The sequence below is a fragment of the Actinacidiphila epipremni genome, from assembly GCF_012034175.1.
Classification (GTDB): domain Bacteria; phylum Actinomycetota; class Actinomycetes; order Streptomycetales; family Streptomycetaceae; genus Actinacidiphila; species Actinacidiphila epipremni.
Genome location: NZ_JAATEJ010000025.1, coordinates 1 through 21,195, shown reverse-complemented (window position 1 = coordinate 21,195; position 21,195 = coordinate 1). Strand labels below are relative to the sequence as shown.

Sequence of the window (21,195 nt, the reverse complement as noted above, 5' to 3'; positions counted from 1 at the left end):
CGGGTCTAGCGGCGGGTCGGCTGCGGCCCGTGCGGATGGTTCTGGTCGTGGTCGTCGGGGAGTTTGCAGACGCGTTCGAGGAATATGGCGGCGGCGACCACCGCGACGCCCGCGAGGAAGGCGAGGCCGGAATAGACGGCCTGGTTGCGGCGCGGGTCCATGTCGAGCTTGTACATGATCAGGTAGAGGCACGTGCCGCCGTACATTCCGGCGACCAGCGCCGCGACCAGCGCGCTGGCCTGCGCGAAGACCAGCGCGCGGGCGGCGGCCAGCGGATCGACGCCCTTCGCGCCGGGGCGGCGCTCGCGCTGGGCGCGCAGCCGGGCGCGCAGGGACAGGCCGGTGGCGAGCAGGGCGACCGCGATGAGCGCCAGCACAATGGGCGCGGCGACGGGGACGCCGGGGAGTGTGCCGAGGGTGTCCCACAGCCGCGCGGCGGACCAGGTGATGATCGCCGCGATCACGAACAGCCCCGCCAGCATCCTGACCCGCAGTGTCCTCACCGAGCGCCCGCCTCCACGTACTCCGCCTGCGCCGCCGGCCCGCTCGCGAGGGGAACCCGGGGCATCTTTCCCGCCATGTCCGTCCACGGACGCAACGATTACTCCGGCAGCCGGAGTTCCAGGTCGTCCCGGCGCCGCACGCCGTGCCGGTCCACGGCCGCCAGCAGCTCGGCGACCGTGCCGCGCCCCGGTACCTCGGCCGAGGGATCGACGTCGTACCACGGTACGAGTACGAACGCGCGCTCGTGCGCCCGGGGGTGCGGCAGGGTCAGGGCGGGGTCGTCGGAGCGGGCGCCCTGGTAGGCGACGATGTCGACGTCGATGGTGCGCGGGCCCCAGCGTTCGGTGCGCACCCGGGAGTGGGCCTCCTCGATGGCGTGGGCGCGCTCCAGCAGGGAGGTCGGCGGCAGGGTGGTGCGGATCAGGACGACGGCGTTGAAGTAGCCGGGCTGGCTGCCGGCCGGCACGCCCCACGGCTCGGTCTCGTAGACCGGCGAGACGGCCTTGACCCGCACGCCCGGGGTGTCCTCCAGCGCGTCGACGGCCCCCTGGAGGTTCTCCAGCCGGTTGCCGAGGTTGCCGCCGAGGGAGATGACGGCGGTCTTGGGGTTCTGCAGGGTGCGGTCGGCGGCGTCGACCGCGGCGACCACCGAGGCGGGGACGGGCTGCACGGTGGGGTCTGCGGACTGCTGCGGCCATTCGGTGGTCACGGGCGCCTCCGGGTGATGGTCACGGTCACGTCGTCGAAGGGCACGGAGATCGGGGCGTCGGGTTTGTGGACGGTCACCTCGACCTCCTGCACGGCCTCGTGCCCGAGGCAGGTGTCGGCGATGCGCTGCGCAAGGGTTTCGATGAGGTCGACGGGCTCGCCGGAGACGACGGCCGCGACCTCCTCGGCGACCACACCGTAATGCACGGTCCTGGAGAGGTCGTCACCGGCTGCCGCGGGGGCGGTGTCCAGGCGCAGACGCAGGTCGACGACGAAGATCTGGCCGTCCTCGCGCTCGTGCGCGAACACCCCGTGCCGGCCGAACACCTTCAGCCCGCGCAGCGCCACCGTGTCCCGGGCGTCCCGGCCGCCGTCCCGGGCTTCGCGCGTGTCACCGGTCTGCGTCATGTCCCGCTCACTCCTCGTGTTCCGCCGCGGCGGTCTCGTCGTCCTGCTCGGCCAGCACCGGGGAGCCGTGGTGGACCCACAGCCGCCAGCCCTCCGGGGTGCGGCGGAAGACGTTGGTGGCGACCACCAGGCCGCCCACGAGCGAGCCGGGGTCGTCGTCCTCGGGGCCGCCGGTGAGGATGTTCTCGGTGCAGGTGACGACGGCGGCGTCGCCGTCCACGCCGACCTCGACGTCGGTGAGGAAGAACTGGATGTAGTCGGTGTTGGCCATGATGAGCGCGAAGGACCGCATGACCTCGCGCCGCCCGCGCAGCACCGGCCAGCCGGGGTGGACGACGGCGACGGACTCGGCGAGCGGCCCGTCCAGCACCACCGCCTCCAGCGCGTCGAGGTCGGAGTTCTCGACGGCGTCGTAGAAGGCCTGGTTGGCCCGCTCCACCGCGCGGGCCTCCGCCGTCTTCGGCGTCATGCGCCGGCCCCCAGCGCGCCCGGCCCGGCGCCGGGGCCGGCCTGCGGGCCCGTACCGGAGTCGGCGGCGGCGGACTGGATGGCGCGGGCGACGCGTACGGCGTCGGCGCTGGCGTGGACCTCGTGGACGCGGACGGCCCAGGCGCCCTCGCGGGCGGCGAGCGCAGTCACCGCGGCGGTCGCGGCGTCCCGCTCGCGGGCCGGCGGCGGGTCGCCGGCCTCCCCGGCCAGGACCCGGCCGAGGAAGCGCTTGCGGGAGGCGGCCACCAGCAGCGGCCGGCCGAGCGCCCGCAGGTCGCCGAGGTGGGCGAGCAGGGCCAGGTCGTGCGGGGTCTCCTTGGCGAAGCCCAGGCCCGGGTCGAGGACGATACGGTCCGGGTCGACGCCGCCGGCCACCGCCCGCTCCAGCGAGTCGCGCAGCTCGCCGACGACCTCGGCGAGGACGTCGCCGTAGACGGCCCGGTTGTTCATGTCGATGCTCTGGCCGCGCCAGTGCATCACGACGAACGGCACCCGGGCGGCGGCGACCACCGGGATCATCGCCGGGTCGGCCTGCCCGCCGCTGACGTCGTTGACGAGCCGGGCGCCGGCCTCGACGGCCCGCCCGGCGACGCTGGCCCGCATGGTGTCCACGCTGACCAGCACGCCCGCGGCGGCCAGTTCGCGCACGACGGGGAGCACCCGGCGCAGCTCCTCGGCCTCGTCGACGCGGGCGGCGCCGGGCCGCGTCGACTCACCGCCGACGTCGACCAGGTCGGCGCCCTGCGCGACGAGGTCCAGGCCGTGCTTGACGGCCAGCTCCGGGTCGAACCACCGCCCGCCGTCGGAGAAGGAGTCCGGCGTGACGTTGACCACGCCCATGACCGCGCAGCGGTCCCACCGCGGCAGTCCTACGGGTCCGGCCGGACCCTGCTGGGTACTCATGCGTCCAGCCTAGGGTGTTCCCGGCACGGCTCAGGCGACCGCACTCCGCTTGTTCGCGCCGCCCGGCTCCCGGCCGGCCCCGGCGGCGGCGTGGTCGGGCGGGGCGGCGTAGCCGGTGCGGTGCCGGTGCGGGCGGCGGGCGCGGCTGGGCAGGAAGCGCTGGACGGCGCCGGGCAGCGGCAGCGACAGCGTGACGAAGCCCTCCGCCTGCATGATCGCGAAGCCGATACGGGGCAGGTCGCGGGAGTTGGGGAAGACCAGGAAGCGCGGCACCCACTCCGGCTGGAACTTCGCGTTGAATTTGTACAGCGACTCGATCTGGAACCAGCGCGACAGGAACACCAGCAGGCCGCGCCAGCCGCGCAGCACCGGCCCGGCGCCGATCCGCTCGCCGCGGGCCAGTGCGGAGCGGAACATCGCGAAGTTCAGCGACACCCGCTCGACGCCGAGGGCCGGCGCCTGCTGGAGGGCGGCGACGATCAGCAGCTCGTTCAGGCCCGGGTCGGCGGCGCGGTCGCGCCGCATCAGCTCCAGCGACATCCCGTGCGGGCCCCACGGCACGAAGTGCAGCACGGCCCGCAGATCGCCCAGCTCGGGGTGCGCGGCGCCCGGCTCGGGCTCCTTGTGCGCGGTGACGACGACGCAGTCGCCGTCCACGTCCTCGCCGAAGCGGCCGAGCGCCATGGAGAATCCGCGTTCGGTGTCGGTGCCGCGCCAGGCGTCGGCGGCCAGCCTGACCTGCTGCTTCTCGTCCTCGCCGAGTTCGCTGACCCGCCGTACCCGGCATACATAGCCGGCCCGTTCGATCCGCTTGACCATTTGCCGGACATTGCGCATGGCGCGGCCTTCGAGGGTGAAGGCGGAGGCGTCGACGATGGCCTCGTCGCCGAGTTCCAGCGCGTCCAGGCCGGTCTCGCGGGTCCACACCTCGCCGCCGGTCTCGCTGCACCCGACGACGGCCGGCAGCCACGCGTGGGCGCGGGCCAGCTCCATGAAGCGCTCGATCGCGCCGGGCCACGCCTCGACGTCGCCGATGGGGTCGCCGCCGGCCAGGGCCACGCCGGAGACGACGCGGTAGCACACGGCGGCCTTGCCGCTGCCGGAGAAGACCACGGACTTGTCGCGGCGCAGCGCGAAGTGGCCGAGCGAGTCGCGTCCGCCGTGCCGGGCGAGCAGGGCGCGCAGCCGGGCCTCGTCGGCCTCGCTGAGCTCGGCGACGGGGCGGGCGGGGCGCAGCGCCAGGTAGGCGGTGGAGATCGCGATGAGCAGGCCGAGGCCGCCGAGCGAGTAGCCGACCAGGTCACCGACGCGGTCGCTGGTGTAGTCGACCGGGCCCTCGACGCCGAACAGGCCGAGCAGGACGTGCTCGCAGCGGTCCAGCAGGCCGGGGTTGCCGCGCTCGGAGGCGGGGTGGGCGCTGGTGATGACCAGGCCGAGCGCGAAGGCGAAGGCGCTCAGCGCGACGAAGTTGACCAGCGCGCGCCAGCGGGTGCGCGGGTCGGACAGCGCGGTGAATTCCCCGCGGTTGTGGATCAGCACCCCGAGCAGCGCCAGCGACACGCACACGCCGAACAGCGAGTGCCGGTAGATCAGCTGGGTGGCGGCGCCGACCGGCAGCAGCGCGACGGCGGCCCACCAGGCCCGCTGCTTCCCGCGTTTGAGGGCGTGCGCGAGCATCAGCAGCAGCATTCCGGTGACGACCGAGGTGGCGGCGGCCAGGCTGCTGACGGTGCCGGGGAAGACCGCGGCCAGGTGGTGCATCCGGCCGTTGCGGAAGGCCGGGAAGACCGCGGAGATCACGTCGAGCAGCCCGATCACGGCGGCGGCGGTGCCGATGATCCGGGGCACCGCGGCGGAGCGTACCGGCCACCGGTGCCGCCGTTCGGCCTGCTGCTGCCGGTCAGCCGACATCACACACCACCCGCGGAACCCGTACCTGGCTTTCGCCCTCTAGCACTACAGACATGGGCCACCAAACCACAGCATCACCGGGAAATCACGGGCATACCCCGCAATCTGCTCCAGTACGAATTTTTTGCGCCCTCTAGGACGGGAACCGGGCCGCCCGGGTTCCCTCCCGGAGGACTTCACTGGACGCCGACGCAGAAAGTACACCGCCACGATGGGTCTCACGAGCAAGAAGGTGCTGCTCGCCGCGCTGCTGCTGGCGATCGCGCTGTTCATCGCCACGGTGTGGCTGTGGCCGCGGCTGTCCCGCCGCGGGACGCTGCCCGTACTGGGCAGGGTGGGCGCGCTGCTGGGCACGCAGCTGGCGCTGCTCGCGGCCCTGGGCCTGGCCGCGAACGACTCCTTCGGCTTCTACGCCTCCTGGGCCGACCTGTTCGGCCGGGAGCGGGCACCGGGCGTGGTCATAGACCACACGATGGGCTCACCGCAGGACGGCGGGATGCGGGTCCTCGGCACCGTCCGCACCGACCTGCCCGGCGGGCGGGCGCCGCGCCGCGGCGGGCAGATCCAGCAGATCGCGATCGCCGGCGGGGCGTCGGGAATCACCAGTACGGCGTACGTGTACCTGCCGCCCGAATACTTCCGGCAGCCGTCCGCGCGCTTCCCGGCGGTGCTGGTGCTCACCGGCTACCCGGGGACGGCGGAGTCGCTGTACAAGAAGCTGAAGTACCCGGCGATCGCCGCCCGGCAGGTACGGGCGGGCACCGAGCGCCCGATGGTGCTGGTCATGATGCGGCCCACGGTCGCGCCGCCGCGCGACACGGAGTGCACGGACGTGCCGCACGGGCCGCAGGTCGAGACGTTCTTCGCCAAGGACCTGCCCAAGGCCCTCGGCGCCCGCTACCGGATCGCGCCGGGCGCGCGGAACTGGGGCGTCATCGGCGACTCCACGGGCGGCTACTGCGCCCTCAAGCTCGCCATGAGCGACCCGGGCGCCTACTCGGCGGCGGTGGGCCTGTCCGCGGACTACGGCGCCCCGCAGGACGCCACGACCGGCGACCTCTACGGCGGCGACCCGGCCCGCCGCTGCGCCGCCGACCTGACCTGGCGCCTCCAGCACCTCCCGCACCCGCCGGTGAGCCTGCTGGTGACCTCCAGCCGCCGGGGCGAGCGCAACTACCGCGCGACGGTCCGCTTCATCGCCGCGGCGGGCGCGCCGACCCACGTCTCCTCGATCATCCTGCCGACCGGCGGCCACAACTTCACCACCTGGTCCCGCGAAATCCCCTCCGCCCTCGCCTGGCTCAGCTCACGCCTGGGGGGAGGTCCCGTCAGCCCCGACCGATGATCAAGCTCATCGCCTCCGAGCGCGTGGCCGGGTCACGCAGCTGGCCGCGCACCGCAGAGGTGATCGTCTTCGCGCCGGGCTTGCGCACCCCGCGCATCGTCATGCACATGTGCTCGCACTCCACGACGACGATCACCCCGCGCGGTTCGAGGATCCGCATGAGGGAGTCCGCGATCTGCGTCGTCAGCCGCTCCTGCACCTGCGGCCGGCGGGCGTAGACGTCCACGAGCCGGGCGAGCTTCGACAGCCCGGTGATCTTGCCGCTCGCCGAGGGGATGTACCCCACATGCGCCACGCCCACGAACGGCACCAGGTGGTGCTCGCACGACGACATGACCTCGATGTCCTTGACCAGCACCATCTCGTCGTGCCCGAGGTCGAACGTGGTGGTCAGCACGTCCTCCGGCTGCTGCCAGAGCCCGGCGAATATCTCCCGGTACGCCCGCGCGACGCGCCCCGGCGTCTCGCGCAGGCCCTCGCGGTCGGGGTCCTCGCCCACCGCGTAGAGCAGCTCGCGCACGGCGGCGGCGGCCCGCTTCTCGTCGAACTCGCCGACGGTGCCTTCGCCGTCGAGCGTCACGGGGTCCGTCATGAGGTGCCTCGTTCCTGCTCTGCTCCCGGGTACATGCGGCAAAGGCCGCGGTCCCAGGGTAGAACCCCTGGGCCGCGGCCTTCATTCCGGGATGTCCCCGGACCTGCGACTTCTCCGTTTTCTCCGCTGAGCGCTGCCGCGCTCACCGGCACTCAGCGGCGCTCAGTCGCACTCAGCCGTCGCTGCGCCCGTCCTCCGGCGGTGTGACCGGCTCGGTCGGCGGCTTGGCGGTGGTGATCGCCGCCGGGCCGTTGCCGTTCGCGGCCTGGCTGCCGTTGGTGAGCGCCAGCTCCTTCGGCGAGAGCACCGGGGGCCGGGTGGAGGGCGTACGGCGGGAGGAGCCGGTCCAGGCCGGGCGCGAGGGGCGCTTGACGACCGGGGCGAAGATCTCGGCGATCTCCTCCTTGTTCAGCGTCTCCCGCTCCAGCAGGGCGAGCACGAGGTTGTCGAGCACGTCCCGGTTCTCGACCAGGATCTCCCACGCCTCGTTGTGCGCGCCCTCGATGAGCTTCTTGACCTCCTCGTCCACCAGCCCGGCGACCTCCTCGGAGTAGTCGCGCTGGTGACCCATCTCACGGCCGAGGAAGGGCTCGGAGTCGCTGGAGCCGAACTTGATCGCGCCCAGCCGCTCGGTCATGCCGTACTGCGTGACCATCGCGCGGGCCGTCGCGGTGGCCTTCTCGATGTCGTTGGACGCGCCGGTGGTCGGGTCGTGGAAGACCAGTTCCTCGGCCGCCCGGCCGCCCATCATGTAGGCGAGCTGGTCGAGCATCTCGTTGCGCGTGGTCGAGTACTTGTCCTCGTCGGGCAGCACCATCGTGTAGCCGAGGGCACGGCCGCGCGAGAGGATCGTGATCTTGTGCACCGGGTCGGAGTTCGGCGAGGCCGCCGCGACCAGGGCGTGTCCGCCCTCGTGGTACGCGGTGATCTTCTTCTCCTTGTCCGACATGATGCGGGTGCGCTTCTGCGGACCGGCGACCACCCGGTCGATCGCCTCGTCCAGCACCGCGTTGTCGATGAGCTTCTTGTCGCTGCGGGCGGTCAGCAGCGCCGCCTCGTTCAGTACGTTGCTCAGGTCCGCGCCGGTGAAGCCGGGGGTGCGGCGGGCGACGGCCATGAGGTCGACGTCCGGGGCGATCGGCTTGCCCTTCTGGTGCACGGTCAGGATCTCCAGCCGGCCCTGGAGGTCCGGCGGGTCGACCGCGATCTGCCGGTCGAAGCGGCCCGGGCGCAGCAGCGCCGGGTCGAGGATGTCGGGCCGGTTGGTCGCAGCGATGAGGATCACGCCGCCCTTGACGTCGAAGCCGTCCATCTCGACCAGCAGCTGGTTGAGGGTCTGCTCACGCTCGTCGTGACCGCCGCCGAGGCCCGCGCCGCGGTGCCGGCCGACGGCGTCGATCTCGTCGACGAAGACGATCGCCGGCGCGTTGGCCTTGGCCTGCTCGAACAGGTCGCGGACCCGGCTGGCGCCGACACCGACGAACATCTCGACGAAGTCGGAACCGGAGATCGAGTAGAACGGCACGCCCGCCTCGCCGGCCACGGCCCGGGCGAGCAGGGTCTTGCCGGTGCCGGGGCGGCCGTAGAGCAGCACGCCCTTGGGGATCTTGGCGCCGACGGCCTGGAATTTGGCGGGCTCCTGCAGGAACTCCTTGATCTCCTGGAGCTCCTCCACCGCCTCGTCGCATCCGGCGACGTCGGCGAACGTCGTCTTGGGGGTGTCCTTGGTGATCAGCTTGGCCTTGGACTTCCCGAACTGCATGACGCGCGAGCCGCCGCCCTGCATCTGGTTCATCAGGAAGAGGAAGACCACCACGATCAGCACGAACGGCAGCAGCGACAGCAGGATGCCCACGAAGGCGTTCTGCTTGGACTGGGAGACGGTGTACTTGTCCGGGAGCTGGACTCCCGGGACCTTGCCGTCGACGATCCGCTGCAGGTCCTCGGCGATCGCGGCGCCCTGGTCGCCGATGTAGCTGGCGCGGACCTTGGAGCTGCCCTCGATCTTCTGACCGTCCTTGAGCTGGACCTTGATGGAGTTGTCGTCTCCGGTGGTCAGCTCGGCGGATTTGGCCTTGTTGGTGTCGATCGCGTGCAAGACCGCGCCGGTGTCCACCGTCTTGTAGCCGCCGCCGGATCCGACGACCTGCATCAACACGACCACGGCGAGGACAGCCAGCACGATCCACATGACTGGCCCACGGAAATAGCGCTTCACGTCCATCCATGCGGGGCGAAACCGCCCCGTCCCTCCTGCCACAGTGAGGCACCGCCGCCTGTCAGGGCGGCGTGTGCATCCGGTGTTGTAATGACCCGACCTTCGGACGGTACCCCAGCATTGTCACCCGAAGGCGGCGCCGACTGTTAACCAACCCGCTTTCCAGCTCCAACGCCGGGCAATCGGCTCCAGTTCCCCGCGCGTGCGCAGCCGCCGCCCAGCCCCCGCCCAGCCCCCGCTCAGCCGCCGCTCAGCCCCCGTAGACGTGCGGTGCGAGGGTCGCGACGAACGGCAGATTCCGGTACTTCTCGGCATAGTCCAGGCCGTAGCCGACGACGAATTCATTGGGAATGTCGAAGCCGGTGTACTTGACGTCGATCTCGACCTTGGCCGCCTCGGGCTTGCGCAGCAGCGTGCAGACCTCCAGCGAGGCCGGTCCGCGCGAGCCGAGGTTGCTGATGAGCCAGGAGAGCGTCAGGCCGGAGTCGATGATGTCCTCGACGATCAGCACATGGCGGTCGGCGATGTCGGTGTCGAGGTCCTTGAGGATGCGCACCACACCGGAGGACTTGGTGCCCGCCCCGTAGGAGGACACCGCCATCCAGTCCATGGTGACCCGGCTGGACAGGGCGCGGGCCAGGTCCGCCATGACCATGACCGCGCCCTTGAGGACGCCCACGATCAGCAGGTCCTTGCCCGCGTAGTCCCGGTCGATCTCCGCGGCCAACTCGGCGAGCTTCGCGTCGATGTCCGCCTTGGAGAGGAGCACTTTCTCCAGGTCGGTGCCCATGTCCGTCTCGTTCACTGCCTGGTACGTCCTCAGCTTCTCGGGTCCACGTCGGCGCACGTCGGCGCACCTGCGGGCTACGACGGCGAGAACACCAGTCTGCCATTGGCCCGCCGGACGGCGACGCCCCCCGGCAGGTTGAGGGCCTTCTGCCCGTGCCAGCCGGTCACCAGGCGGTCCACCTCCTCGATGTGCCGGGCGAAGAGGAAGCCGGGCGGCGATCCGGCGGCGATGGCCGCGCGGCGCAGCACCCTGCGGCGTACGGCGGCCGGCAGCGTCGCGAGCCGGCGGACGTCCAGGCTGCCGTCGTCGCCGGCGGCGTCGGCCTGCGCGTCGGCGGCCCACTGGTCGAGGGCGTCGGCGTCGTCCCGGGAGAGCTGGGCGGTGCGGGCCAGCGCCTCGACGACGCCTTTGCCGAGCGACTTCTCCAGCACCGGCAGCGCCTCGTGGCGGACCCGGGAGCGGGTGTAGGCGGGGTCGTGGTTGTGCGGGTCCTCCCACACCGTGATGCCCTGGGCGAGGCAGCCCTGGCGCACGGTGTCGCGGTCCAGCAGCAGGAAGGGCCGCCGGTAGCGCCCGCCGCGGCCGGAGACCGCGGCCATGCCGGACAGCGAGCGGATGCCGGAGCCGCGGGCGAGGCCGAGGAGCACTGTTTCTGCCTGGTCGTCGCGGGTATGACCGAGCAGGACGGCGGAGGCGCCGAACCGGTCGGCGGCGGCGTCGAGCGCGGCGTAGCGGGCGTCGCGGGCGGCGGCTTCGGGGCCGCCCTGCCGGCCGACGGTCACGCCGACCGCGTCCACCGGGTCCAGCCCGAGGGCGCGCAGCCGCCCGGCGACTTCCTGGGCGCGCATGGCGGAGCCGTCCTGCAGCCCGTGGTCGACGGTGACCGCGCCGGACCTGACGCCCAGCCGGGGGCCTTCGAAGGCCAGGGCGGCGGCCAGCGCCATGGAGTCGGCGCCGCCGCTGCACGCGGCGAGCACCAGGGGGTTCGGGTCGGGGGACGAGCCGAGGACGTCGTTCAGGACGCGGCGGACCGCCAGGCGTATCGCCGCGACCGTGGGGTGGGGTCCCATGTCCGGTTCCCTCCTGAGGAGGTTGCCGGCGCCGCCGCTGCCGAAGGAACGACGGGCGCCGTGAGTGCTGGGGGTGCGGGTGCTGCTGTTGCTCTCAGAGGTGTTGCTGGTGCTGCTGTTACTGCTGTGAGCGGGTTCGACGAGAGGTGATGACGCAGGGTATTCAGATGGTGACAGAAGCCCGGGCATTACCCGAGCATCGCACGCCCTACCCTGCGCATACGGTCCCTCGGACGGGTGAACCGCGCGGCACCGGCTCCCCCGAAGGGGGTTCCAGTCCGCCCCGCGCCCGCCCCGCGCCCGTCGCGCGCCCTCGCCCTCGGCCCCCTCGCCCCCCTTCCCCCGGCTACTCGCCCGTGCGCCCGTGCACCCGCGCCACCCACTCGGCCGGCTTGGCGATCTCCGCCTTCGTCGGGAGCGTGTTGGGCGAGGTCCACACCTTGTTGAAGCCGTCCATGCCGACCGCGTCCACCGCCGCCCGTACGAACCGCTCGCCGTCGCGGTACTGCCGCAGCTTCGCGTCCAGGCCCAGCAGCCGGCGCAGCGCCTGGTCGAGCCGGCCCGCGCCCTTGGCCCGGCGGCTGCTGAACTTCTCCCGGATCTCCGCCACGCTCGGCACGACCTCGGGGCCGACGCCGTCCATGACGTAGTCCGCGTGGCCCTCCAGCAGCGACATCACGCCGGTCAGCCGGGCCAGGATCTCCCGCTGCGTCGGGGTCTGCACCAGGTCCACCAGGCTGCGCCCGCCGTCGTCGCCGCCGTCCGCGGCGGCCTCCGCCTCGGCCTCCCCGTGCCTGTCGCCGTCCCTGTCGGCCTCCGGGTCCTTGGGGCCGGCGCCGGTGAAGGACTGCACGGCCTGCCGGACCCGCTCGACGACCGTGGAGGCGTCCAGCTCGGTCTCGCCGAGGAAGGACTGGATCTCGCCCTCGATGTGGTCGCGCAGCCACGGCACCGCGGAGAACTGCGTGCGGTGGGTCTCCTCGTGCAGGCACACCCACAGCCGGAAGTCGTGCGGGTCGACGTCCAGCTCCCGCTCGACCTGCACGATGTTCGGCGCGACCAGCAGCAGCCGGCCGGCCCGCGCCTGCCCCGGCGCGGGCTTCACGGGCCCGGCCGGCATGTCGCGGCTCGGCGGCGCGAAGGTCTCGTACTGCCCCAGCACCCGCGAGGACAGGAAGCTCAGCAGCATCCCCACCTCGACGCCGGTGACCTTGCCGCCCACCGTGCCGAGCACCGCCCCGCCGGGGCCGCCGGGGCGGCGGGCCTGCATCTTGACCAGCAGCGGCTTGAGCACCTCGCGGAAGCCCGCCACGTTGGCCCGCACCCAGCCGGCCCGGTCCACGATCAGCACGGGGGTGCCGTGGGCCGGCGCGTCCTCGCCGTACATCCGGGTGAAGCCGCGGACGTGCTCCTCGGAGTCCCGCGCGTGCCCGCGCAGCTCGGCGACGATCGCCCGCGCCTCCTCCCGGCTCACCTCGGGGCCCGGCCTGGTGAGCTTCTGGGCCGTCGCCACGGCGAGGTTCCAGTCGACCATCTCGCTTCCACCGATGCTCGTCATGTCTTCACGGTACGTTGCCGGTCCGCGCTTTGGGGGGTGCGCACGGGTCCGGGCACGACGCGGGGGCGGGTACGGGCCGTTCCCCGTCCCCGCCCCCACGGCGGCAGCCCGGCTCAGTGGCCCGGGCCGTGCTCCTTGAGGCGGCGGAAGGAGTCCTCGATCTCCGCCTCGGCCTCGGCGCGGCCGACCCAGTCGGCGCCCTCGACGGACTTGCCGGGCTCCAGGTCCTTGTAGACCTCGAAGAAGTGCTGGATCTCCAGCCGGTCGAACTCGCTGACGTGGTGGATGTCGCGCAGGTGCTCCACGCGCGGGTCCGACGCGGGCACGCACAGCACCTTGTCGTCACCGCCGGCCTCGTCCGTCATCCGGAACATGCCGATCGCCCGGCAGGTGATCAGGCAGCCCGGGAACGTCGGCTCGTCCAGGATGACCAGCGCGTCCAGCGGGTCGCCGTCCTGGCCGAGGCTGTTCTCGATGAAGCCGTAGTCGGCGGGGTAGCTGGTCGAGGTGAAGAGCCTGCGGTCCAGGCGGATACGACCGGTCTCGTGGTCCACCTCGTACTTGTTCCGCGAACCCTTCGGGATCTCGATCGTGACGTCGAACTCCAAGGCCGTACTCCTCCATGATCAGCGCATAGTGCGGGTGGTTAAGTGTCTCCCACGCAAGTGGGTGGTCGCGAAAGGGGCTGGTCGGGGGTGCCGCGCATCAGAACGGTGCAGGTCGTGGCGATTTCCGCGGTAATAGGCGCGGTCGCCGCCACGGGCGCGGCGGTGGCCGCGGGGCCGTGGGACGGCGGCCAGCGTACGGCCGAACGCACCTTCGCAACATCGCGCGACGCTGCCGCGTCTCCCGCGAAGCCCGCGGGCAGGCCCGCGCCCTGCGCTTCGGCGGGCGCGGCCGGCGCGGATGCGCCGGACGCGGGTGCCGCGGGTACGCCTGGCGCGGGCGGCGCGGGTGCGCCGGACGCGAGCGGCGCGGGTACGCCCGGCGCGGGCGGCGCGGGTGCGCCGGACGCGAGCGGCGCGGGTACGCCCGGCGCGGGCGGCGCGGGTACGCCGGACGCGAGCGGCGCGGGTACGCCCGGCGCGGGCGCAGCCGGCCCGGCGGCCGGGGACGGCACCGGGACGCCGGGCGGCGCGAGCGCGCGGGGCGCGAGGACGCCGGACGCGGGCGCTGCGGGCGCGCCGGGTGCGGGTACGCCCGGCGCGGGCGGCGCAGGGTGTGCGGGGGAGGGCGGGGAGGCGGCGCCGGCGCCGTTGGCCGGGCCGGTGTTTGTGGCCGCCGGGACGGGGGCCGCGCCGGCCGGGTTGGCCGCGGCGCTGGCGAAGCAATTGGCCGGGCCGATGAGTTCCGCGGGCCTGGGGAGCGTACGGACCGGGGCGGTCGTGGACGTGGCCAGTGGCCAGGTGCTCTACGACCACGACTCCGGCCGGGCGTCCGCGCCCGCCTCGACGACGAAACTGGCCACCTCCGTGGCCGCGCTCGGCCTGCTCGGCGACGCGCACACCCTCACCACCACGGTCGTCGCGACCGGCGGCGACCGCATCGTGCTGGTCGGCGGCGGCGACCCGACACTCACCCTCGACGGCCTCGCCGCCGACACGGCCGCCGCGCTGCGGGCCCGCGGCGAGACATCCGTCCACCTCGGGTATGACACCTCGTACTACTCCGGGCCCGATCTTCACCCGATCGGCGTCAACGACAACGTCGCACGGGTCACCGCGCTCATGGTGGACGAGGCGCGGCTCGACGCCAGCACGAACGGGCCGGCGCCGCGGGCCGCCGACCCGGCGCGGGCTGCTGCGCAGGCTTTCGCCGGCAAATTGCGGGCCCGCGGGATCACGGTGACCGGCGGTTACGAGGAGACCAGCGGGGCCGGGGGGACGCGGCTGGCCGCGCACCACTCCGCTCCGCTCGGGGAGCTGGTCGAGAAGATGCTCACGGACTCCGACAACGATCTCGCCGAGGCGCTGGCGCGGGAGGTGGCCCGGGCGTCCGGGCAGCCGGCGAGTTTCGCCGGGGCGGCGAAGGCGATCCCGGCGGCGCTGCGGCAGTACGGCGTCCCCCTGACGCACTCCGTCTTCACGGACGGCTCCGGCCTCAACCGCGAGGACGCGCTGTCGCCGGCGACGTTGACCCGCATCCTCGCGCTGGCGGCGTCCCCCGCGCACCCCGAGCTCCGCCCGGTGGTGGACGGCCTCCCCATCGCCGCCTTCACCGGCACACTGGCCGCCCGCTTCCCCTCCGACGCCCCCGGCGCCGGCGTCGTCCGCGCGAAGACCGGCACGCTGACCGGCACGAACACGATCGCCGGCCTCACCACCACCCCCTCCGGCCGCACCCTCGCCTTCTCTTTCATGACCCAGCACGCCCCCTCCACCCCCTCCGCCGAATCCGCCCTAGACACCCTCGCCTCCGCCCTATCCGCCCCCTAACACCCCGACCTGCCCCTCCCCGCCGTCCCGCGACCTTCGCCCGGTGAATGGCTGGTCGCGCAGTTCCCCGCGCCCCTGGTTTGCGTACCCTCGCGCGTGGAGCCCGCGCCTGCGGCGCTGGGCGGGCGGCAGGGGGCCATGACTGCGTCGCCGGATGCTTTTCAGGGGCGCGGGGAACTGCGCGAGCAACCCACCACCGGCCGAAGGTCGCGAGACGACCGCAAGGGGCATCCCCGAGGCGTAAGAGGCGCGGGGAACTGCGCGACCAGCCGTCAACCGGCGGATGGGCGCGGGACGACCGCAAGGGGCATCCCCCCAGGCGTAAGAGGCGCGCGGGGGCACCCCGGGGCGAAGAGGCAAGGTCAGGTGGGCTCAGAAGCCGCGGGTGCGCTTCGCGGCGCGGCGGGGGGTCGCAGGGCCAGGGGTGGGCAAGGCGAGGCGGGCGATTTCGTTGCCGAGGTTCACGCCGATCGCCAGCGCGAGCGCCAACGCCGCGGCCCGCGTCAATTGCGTGAAGCCCTGCGACGTATGGTTCTGCGTAATCGCGAGCAGCCCGAAATACGTCGCCGACCCGGGCAGCAGCGGCCCGATCGCCGCCGTCACGTACGGCAGGACGGACACGTACCGGTAGCGCGCCATGAGCTGGCCGAAGAGCCCGACCAGCCCCGCCGCAGCCGCCGTCGCGGCGACCTGGTTGCCGCCCGCCTGCTGGTGGAGCACGCCGAAGACGGTCCACGCCACACCCCCGTTGAGCGTGGCGAGCACGAGCACCGCCCGCTCGCACTGCAACAGCACCGCGAAGGCCAACGTCAGCACCATCGCCGCAACCAACTGCACCCACGGGTGGTCGTACGCCCTGAGCGCCTGGTCCGGATCGAGCTCCGCCCCCACCGACACGCCCACGTACAGCACCAGCGTCACGCCCACCACGATGCCGACGACCAGGTACATCACCTCCAGCAGCCGCGCCGACGCGGTGATGTAGAAGCCGGTCAGCCCGTCCTGGACCGCCGCGACGAGCGCCCGCCCGGGCAGCAGCGCGAAGAGCCCGCCGGTGATGACCGCGGAGGACTGCACGCCCGCCGTCCCGGGAATCCAGTGCGCCTTGTCGACGAGCACGCCCATCGCCGCCGCGGGCATCGCCGCCGCCGCGAACTGGTAGAACTCGGGCAGCCCGCGCCCGGCCAGCAGCCAGGCGAGCCGGTCGCCGAGCATCGCGGCGAGCCCCGCCGCCAGGAAGATGATCAGGTTGCCGCCCACCAGCAGGCTCGCCGCCCCGGCGAGCAGCCCGGCCGCGCCGGTGAGCGTCCAGCTGCCGTACGGGTGCCGGTTGCGCCGGATGTCGGCGAGCCGCCGGTACGCGTCCTCCAGCGTCACCTCACCGGCGGTGATGTCGTCGACGAGGCGGTACACCGCCGCGAGCCGCGTGTAGTCGCTGCCGCGCCTGCGCACCGTACGGGTCGAGGTGAGCGGCGGGTCGGTGAGGGAGGGCTGGTGCGAGATCCCCAGCAGCGTGAACGTCACGTTGGGCTCGACGCGCGCGAGCCCGTACGCGTACCCGACCCCGAGCATCGCCGCCTCGACGTCCTCCGCGCCCTCGCCGCCGGCGAGCAGCAGCTCCCCGATGCGCAGGCTCAGGTCGAGCACGCGCGGTACGGAGACCGCGTGCCCGCCCTCGCGCTCCAGCAGCGCCTCGGGCCCGGGGCGCTCGGTGACCGACAGCCGTACGAAGGTCCGCATCCGGTCCTGCCAGCGCGCATCGCCCGGCGGCAGCGCCCGGTGCGGCTCGGCGCCCTCCGAGGGGTCCTCTGCGGGCCGCGGAGCGCTCACCGCGGCCCCCCGCCGTACGCACCCCCGCGCGGGCCCTCCACGGCCTTCCTCAGCCCTTCTGCGCCCGGTGCCGCCCACCGCGCCCGGCGGCGCCCTGCTCGACGCTCTGCGCGCCCTCGCCGGCTGCCGCGCCCGCAGGCACCGGCTCGCCCGCCCGCTCGCCCTTGCGCCGCGACCGCAGGTACTCGATGCCGAGCGGCACGACGGAGATCAGCACCACCAGGACCAAGATCGCCTCGATGTTGTCCTTGACGAAATCGATCTGCCCGAGCCAGTAGCCCAGCAGGGTGACGCCGGCACCCCACAACGTCCCGCCGAGCACATTGAAGGTGGCAAAGGTGCGGTAGTTCATTCGGCTGACGCCTGCGACGATCGGGGTGAACGTGCGCACGACAGGTACGAAGCACGCCATCACGATCGCCTTGGAACCGTGCTGCTCGAAAAAGGCATGTGCCTTCTCGATGTTCTCCATCTTGAACAGCCGGGACTCCGGCCGCCGGAAGAGGGACGGGCCGACCTTGCGGCCGAAGAGGTAGCCGACCTGCTGTCCCACCACCGCGGCGAGCGCGATCAGCACCGCGACCAGCGCCAACGGCCTGTGCAGCGTCCCACCCGCCACAAGGAGCCCGGTGGTGAACAGCAGCGAGTCGCCGGGCAGGAAGAATCCGATCAGCAGTCCGGACTCGGCGAACACGATCAGCAGGACGCCCCACAGGCCGTATGTGTTGATCAGATGGTCGGGAGAGAGCCAGCTCGGGCCGAGCGCGATGGTCATCACGATCCAAAAGTATCAATGGAGTGTTGATACAAACGTTCCGCAACCCATGTGCGGTGGACTACCTTCTCCGCAGCGTCACCCACGCACTACCGCAAGTCCGGCACGTCTTCTCCGCACGCAGCCCCACGCTAGGCGCCGACACACGCGCCACACGGGCCTCACACAGGCCCCTACGCAAGGCTCCCCCCACGTGTCCCGTCACCGCGTCCGAACCACCTGGCGGCTCCCGTTATGACTCGCGCCATCACTCTGCACGAAGTTTCCAAGTACTACCCGAAGCAGCCGTCGCCGGCAGTGGACAGGTTCTCGCTGGACATCGCACCAGGGGAGTTCCTCGTGCTGCTCGGCCCGTCGGGCTGCGGCAAGTCGACCGTCCTGCGGATGATCGCCGGGCTCGAGGACATCACGACAGGTGAGCTGCTGCTGGACGGCGAATACTCGAACGACCTCGCCCCCGGCGACCGGCGCATGGCGATGGTCTTCCAGAACTTCGCCCTCTACCCGAGCATGACCAGCCGGGAGAACATCGGCTTCCCGCTGCGCTTCGAGATGCCCGGCGAGGAGCACGGGCCGCGCGTCGACGAGACCGCCCGCATCCTCGGCATCGAGGAGATCCTGGACCGCTATCCGGGCCAGCTGTCCGGCGGCGAGCGCCAGCGCGTGGCCATGGGCCGGGCCATTTCCCGGCACCCGTCGGTCTTCCTGATGGACGAGCCGCTGTCCAACCTGGACGCGAAGCTGCGCGCGCACCTGCGCGCGGAGATCGCCCGCCTCACGCACGGCATGGGCGTCACGACCGTGTACGTCACGCACGACCAGGCCGAGGCGATGTCGCTGGGCGACCGGGTCGCGATCATGCGCAGCGGTGTGCTCCAGCAGGTCAGCACCCCGCGGCTGGCCTACCACCTGCCGGAGAACGTGTTCGTCGCCGCGTTCGTCGGCACCCCGCGGATCAACCTGCTCCAGGCCACGGTGATCGCACCGCTGACCGGCGGCATGTGGATCGAGTTCGGCCGGCAGCGGCTCGGGCTGCCGGAGCCGCTGAGCTACGACCACCAGATGCTGCGCATCCAGCAGGGCCGCGACATCATCGTCGGGCTGCGCTCGGAGGCTGTGCGTATTGCGCAGCCGAGCCAGGCGCACGCGGGCGAGGTGGTGCTGTCGGGGATCGTGGAGCACGTGGAGTACCAGGGGCACGAGTCGCTGGTGCATCTCAATACGGGGTCGCGTCCGGCGATCGTGCCGGAGCTGGAGGCGCCGCGTCCGGCGGCGTCGTCGAAGAACGGCTCGCGCCGCGGCGCCTCCTCCGGCGTCGGGCTCGGCAAACTCGCCCAGAAGGCCGCGCGTCGCCTCCAGGCGAGCGTCATGGACCGCGACGGCGCCCCCGGCTCGGCTCCGGCCGAGGGCACGCAGGGCGGCCGGCCGACGCCCGCCCCGGTGTCGGTCATGGACCGCCCGGGCTCCCCGGAGACCCAGACCGGCGACCTGGTCGTCCGCACCGGCCCCGACATCCGCGTCCGCCGCGGCGACCGGGTGCCGCTGCTGGTGGACCTGGCGCATCTGTACGTCTTCGACAACGAGGGCCGCCGCATCTGCCCGGCCCCGACGCACCAGCCCCGCCTGGAGTAGCCGCCGGCCCGGCGCCGGCGCGAGGCCCGGCACGGCGGTGGGTTTCAGCTCCGGCGCGGGGTGAGGCCGGAGTGGAGGGCGTCGCGGAGGCGGGTCAGGCGGGCGATGTCCGCGTCGAGCGCGGCGATACGGCGCCGGACGACCGCGACGCCGACCCCGCCCGGGGCGGTGCCGCAGACGGCCGGGTCGGTGCCGCCGGGGCGCAGCAGGGGCAGCCGGTCGGCGATGCCGCGCAGGTCCTCCACGGTGAGCCCGAGGGCCAGCAGTTCGCGGATGACGCGCAGCCGGGCGACGTCCTCGGGCCCGTAGTCGCGCTGCCCCGCCCCGGTCCGCCGCGGCGGCGGCAGCAGCCCGCGCTGCTCGTAGAAGCGCAGCGCCCTGGGCGTCGTCCCCACCACCGCCGCCGCGTCGCCGATCCGCATGCCGACTGCCCCTCCCGCGCTCAGCGGCGCGCGCTCACCGGCGCCGGCCGTCAGCCACGCGGTGGCAGCTCCACGACGACCGTGCCGAATTGCCGTCCTTCGGTCAGTTCCTTCAACGCGTGAGGCGCCCGATCGATACCTGTGAACCGCGTCAGGGGGTAGCGGATCTCGCCGGCGCGCAGCCACGCCCCGAACTGCTTGGCCCACTCCTCCTCCACCCCGGGGTGCTCGGCGCCGAGGTAGCCGCGCAGGGTGACGCCCTTGAGGATGAGCCGGAAGACGTCGATCTCGACCGGCGCGCTGCCGCCCGTCCCCTCGGCCGCCAACTGCCCCGACAGCGCGCCGATGAGCGCGAAGCGCGCCCCTTGCCGGGCGGCCTTGACCGCGGCGGCCAGTTGCGGCCCGCCGACGTTGTCGAGGAGCACGTCGATGCCGTCCGGCGCGGCCTGCGCGAGCTGCGCGGCGAAGTCCCTTTGCGCCTGGGCGCCTTGGGCGTCCCGCCAGGACCCGGCGGTCAACGCGGCGTCGTAGCCGAGCTCGTCGACGAGCCGCCCGGCCTTCCCCGGTGACCCGGTCGTCCCGATGACCCGCGCGGCGCCCAGCAACCGCGCGATCTGCCCGGCGAGCGACCCGACGCCGCCCGCGGCCCCGGTGACGAGCACGACGTCCCCCTCGCGTACGCCGGTCACCCGGGTCAGCGCCCCGTACGCGGCCGAGCCGGACGCCAGTTGGGCGACGGGGTCGGGCAGCGCCGGATCGACGGCCGCGCACCCGGCCTCGGGCACGAGCGCGTACTCCCGCCAGCCGAGCAGGTGCGACACGACGTCGCCGGCCGCGAACTCGCTCCCCTCGCCCGCGCTCACCACCTCCCCCACCGTGGGCCCGAACAGGACGTCGCCGGGGGCGAGTCCGGGCACGGGCGTGTCCTTCGCGGCGCCGCCGAGGAGGGTGCGCAGCCCGCCGAACACCAGGAACGCCTGGTTACGGACCAGGACCTGGCCGGCGGGCCGCGGCACCTCGACCTCCTCGACGGTGAAGTCCGCGGGCTGCGGCAGCCCTCGGGGCACGGCGGCGAGCCGCACCTCGCGGCTGGTGAGGCTGGTGGTGGGGCGGCTGGAGGGGGCGTTCATGGTCGGACTCTCCCGAGGATGCGCAGACATGACCCGAGCGCATGGATCCGCGCCGGGCCCGCAGACGCTAAGCCCTGACCCGCACGTCAAGGTCAAGCCGCGGGACGCCCTGCCGGGCCGGCTCGGGGCGAAGCTCACCGCGGGGCTCGCAGCCTTGCTCACCGCGGGGCGAACTCGCACCACACGATCTTGCCCGGCGACCGCTCCCCCACGTCCCACTTGTCCGAGAGCGCGTCCACGAGGAAGAGCCCCCGCCCGGACTCCCGCGCCTCCGGCGGCTCATGCACGCCCTGGGCCCTCCGCCCGATCACCGTGGCGGCAACGGCGTCCGCGACGCCCGCCGGCACCCGCGGCCACCCCCCGCCGCTGTCGTGCACCTCCACCCGCAGCACCCCGCCGCCGTCCCGGCGCAACTGGAGCAGGAACCCGCGCCCGGGCGGCACGCCATGCAGTAATGCGTTGGTCGTCAACTCAC

Annotated in this window: 20 protein-coding genes; 3 read left to right on the top strand and 17 right to left on the bottom strand. The window is 73.2% G+C overall.

Annotated elements, in window-relative coordinates; all coding sequences use genetic code 11:
• Nucleotides 1-5: 5 nt before the first annotated feature.
• The 6 genes from HCN08_RS26185 to HCN08_RS26160 all read right to left on the bottom strand — a co-directional run bounded on the left by HCN08_RS26185 (nucleotide 6) and on the right by HCN08_RS26160 (nucleotide 4,923).
• Nucleotides 6-503, bottom strand: a complete 498-nt coding sequence (locus tag HCN08_RS26185; RefSeq protein WP_167985720.1) for a DUF3180 domain-containing protein — start codon at nucleotides 501-503, stop codon at nucleotides 6-8.
• A gap of 98 nt (nucleotides 504-601) precedes the next feature.
• The gene (gene folK / locus HCN08_RS26180; protein WP_167985719.1) at nucleotides 602-1,213 is read right to left on the bottom strand and encodes a 2-amino-4-hydroxy-6-hydroxymethyldihydropteridine diphosphokinase; all 612 of its coding nucleotides are present in this window, start codon (nucleotides 1,211-1,213) and stop codon (nucleotides 602-604) included.
• The gene (folB, locus tag HCN08_RS26175; RefSeq protein WP_167985718.1) at nucleotides 1,210-1,620 is read right to left on the bottom strand and encodes a dihydroneopterin aldolase; all 411 of its coding nucleotides are present in this window, start codon (nucleotides 1,618-1,620) and stop codon (nucleotides 1,210-1,212) included. The genes folK and folB overlap by 4 nt, the downstream gene beginning before the upstream one ends.
• Nucleotides 1,621-1,627: 7 nt before the next feature.
• Complete coding sequence (locus tag HCN08_RS26170; RefSeq protein WP_167985717.1) at nucleotides 1,628-2,089, bottom strand: nuclear transport factor 2 family protein; 462 nt, start codon at nucleotides 2,087-2,089, stop codon at nucleotides 1,628-1,630.
• Nucleotides 2,086-3,012 (bottom strand): dihydropteroate synthase, encoded by a 927-nt coding sequence (folP, locus tag HCN08_RS26165; protein WP_167985716.1) that lies wholly within the window; start codon nucleotides 3,010-3,012, stop codon nucleotides 2,086-2,088. The genes HCN08_RS26170 and folP overlap by 4 nt, the downstream gene beginning before the upstream one ends.
• A 30-nt stretch (nucleotides 3,013-3,042) precedes the next feature.
• Complete coding sequence (locus HCN08_RS26160; protein ID WP_167985715.1) at nucleotides 3,043-4,923, bottom strand: phosphatidylglycerol lysyltransferase domain-containing protein; 1,881 nt, start codon at nucleotides 4,921-4,923, stop codon at nucleotides 3,043-3,045.
• A gap of 211 nt (nucleotides 4,924-5,134) precedes the next feature.
• Between HCN08_RS26160 and HCN08_RS26155 the strand changes: the two genes are divergently transcribed.
• Complete coding sequence (locus tag HCN08_RS26155) at nucleotides 5,135-6,268, top strand: alpha/beta hydrolase (RefSeq protein WP_167985714.1); 1,134 nt, start codon at nucleotides 5,135-5,137, stop codon at nucleotides 6,266-6,268.
• Here the strand turns inward: HCN08_RS26155 and folE are convergent.
• The 6 genes from folE to HCN08_RS26125 form a co-directional block, all read right to left on the bottom strand.
• Nucleotides 6,252-6,860 (bottom strand): GTP cyclohydrolase I FolE, encoded by a 609-nt coding sequence (gene folE / locus HCN08_RS26150; protein ID WP_167985713.1) that lies wholly within the window; start codon nucleotides 6,858-6,860, stop codon nucleotides 6,252-6,254. The two genes, HCN08_RS26155 and folE, sit on opposite strands and share 17 nt — an antisense overlap.
• Nucleotides 6,861-7,032: 172 nt before the next feature.
• Nucleotides 7,033-9,084 (bottom strand): ATP-dependent zinc metalloprotease FtsH, encoded by a 2,052-nt coding sequence (gene ftsH / locus HCN08_RS26145; RefSeq protein WP_167985712.1) that lies wholly within the window; start codon nucleotides 9,082-9,084, stop codon nucleotides 7,033-7,035.
• A gap of 244 nt (nucleotides 9,085-9,328) precedes the next feature.
• Complete coding sequence (hpt, locus tag HCN08_RS26140; RefSeq protein ID WP_167985814.1) at nucleotides 9,329-9,868, bottom strand: hypoxanthine phosphoribosyltransferase; 540 nt, start codon at nucleotides 9,866-9,868, stop codon at nucleotides 9,329-9,331.
• Between the two features lie 74 nt (nucleotides 9,869-9,942).
• Nucleotides 9,943-10,938, bottom strand: a complete 996-nt coding sequence (gene tilS, locus HCN08_RS26135; RefSeq protein ID WP_167985711.1) for a tRNA lysidine(34) synthetase TilS — start codon at nucleotides 10,936-10,938, stop codon at nucleotides 9,943-9,945.
• A 346-nt stretch (nucleotides 10,939-11,284) separates the two neighbouring features.
• Nucleotides 11,285-12,496, bottom strand: coding sequence for a zinc-dependent metalloprotease (locus HCN08_RS26130; protein ID WP_167985710.1), 1,212 nt, complete (start codon nucleotides 12,494-12,496; stop codon nucleotides 11,285-11,287).
• A gap of 113 nt (nucleotides 12,497-12,609) precedes the next feature.
• On the bottom strand, nucleotides 12,610-13,104 hold the full coding sequence (locus HCN08_RS26125; protein WP_033173553.1) for an inorganic diphosphatase: 495 nt from the start codon (nucleotides 13,102-13,104) through the stop codon (nucleotides 12,610-12,612).
• Nucleotides 13,105-13,881: 777 nt separating this feature from the next.
• On the opposite strand from HCN08_RS26125, the gene dacB reads away from it, so the two are divergent.
• Nucleotides 13,882-14,931 carry a D-alanyl-D-alanine carboxypeptidase/D-alanyl-D-alanine endopeptidase gene (dacB, locus tag HCN08_RS26120; RefSeq protein ID WP_407648883.1) on the top strand — a complete coding sequence of 350 codons (1,050 nt, stop codon included), beginning with the start codon at nucleotides 13,882-13,884 and terminating at the stop codon, nucleotides 14,929-14,931.
• A 372-nt stretch (nucleotides 14,932-15,303) separates the two neighbouring features.
• Here the strand turns inward: dacB and HCN08_RS26115 are convergent, their stop codons facing one another.
• Complete coding sequence (locus HCN08_RS26115; RefSeq protein ID WP_407648890.1) at nucleotides 15,304-16,899, bottom strand: threonine/serine exporter family protein; 1,596 nt, start codon at nucleotides 16,897-16,899, stop codon at nucleotides 15,304-15,306.
• Nucleotides 16,811-17,539, bottom strand: coding sequence for a DedA family protein (locus tag HCN08_RS26110; protein WP_167985708.1), 729 nt, complete (start codon nucleotides 17,537-17,539; stop codon nucleotides 16,811-16,813). The genes HCN08_RS26115 and HCN08_RS26110 overlap by 89 nt, the downstream gene beginning before the upstream one ends.
• 231 nt (nucleotides 17,540-17,770) lie before the next feature.
• Here HCN08_RS26110 and HCN08_RS26105 point away from each other — a divergent pair, with 231 nt between their 5' ends.
• Complete coding sequence (locus HCN08_RS26105) at nucleotides 17,771-19,168, top strand: ABC transporter ATP-binding protein (protein ID WP_167985707.1); 1,398 nt, start codon at nucleotides 17,771-17,773, stop codon at nucleotides 19,166-19,168.
• 44 nt (nucleotides 19,169-19,212) lie between these two features.
• Here the strand turns inward: HCN08_RS26105 and HCN08_RS26100 are convergent, their stop codons facing one another.
• The 3 genes from HCN08_RS26100 to HCN08_RS26090 form a co-directional block, all read right to left on the bottom strand.
• Nucleotides 19,213-19,590 (bottom strand): MerR family transcriptional regulator, encoded by a 378-nt coding sequence (locus HCN08_RS26100; protein WP_167985706.1) that lies wholly within the window; start codon nucleotides 19,588-19,590, stop codon nucleotides 19,213-19,215.
• A 50-nt stretch (nucleotides 19,591-19,640) separates the two neighbouring features.
• The gene (locus tag HCN08_RS26095) at nucleotides 19,641-20,720 is read right to left on the bottom strand and encodes an MDR family NADP-dependent oxidoreductase (protein WP_167985705.1); all 1,080 of its coding nucleotides are present in this window, start codon (nucleotides 20,718-20,720) and stop codon (nucleotides 19,641-19,643) included.
• Between the two features lie 158 nt (nucleotides 20,721-20,878).
• A partial coding sequence (locus HCN08_RS26090) for an ATP-binding protein (protein ID WP_167985704.1) occupies nucleotides 20,879-21,195 on the bottom strand: 317 nt, incomplete at its 5' end.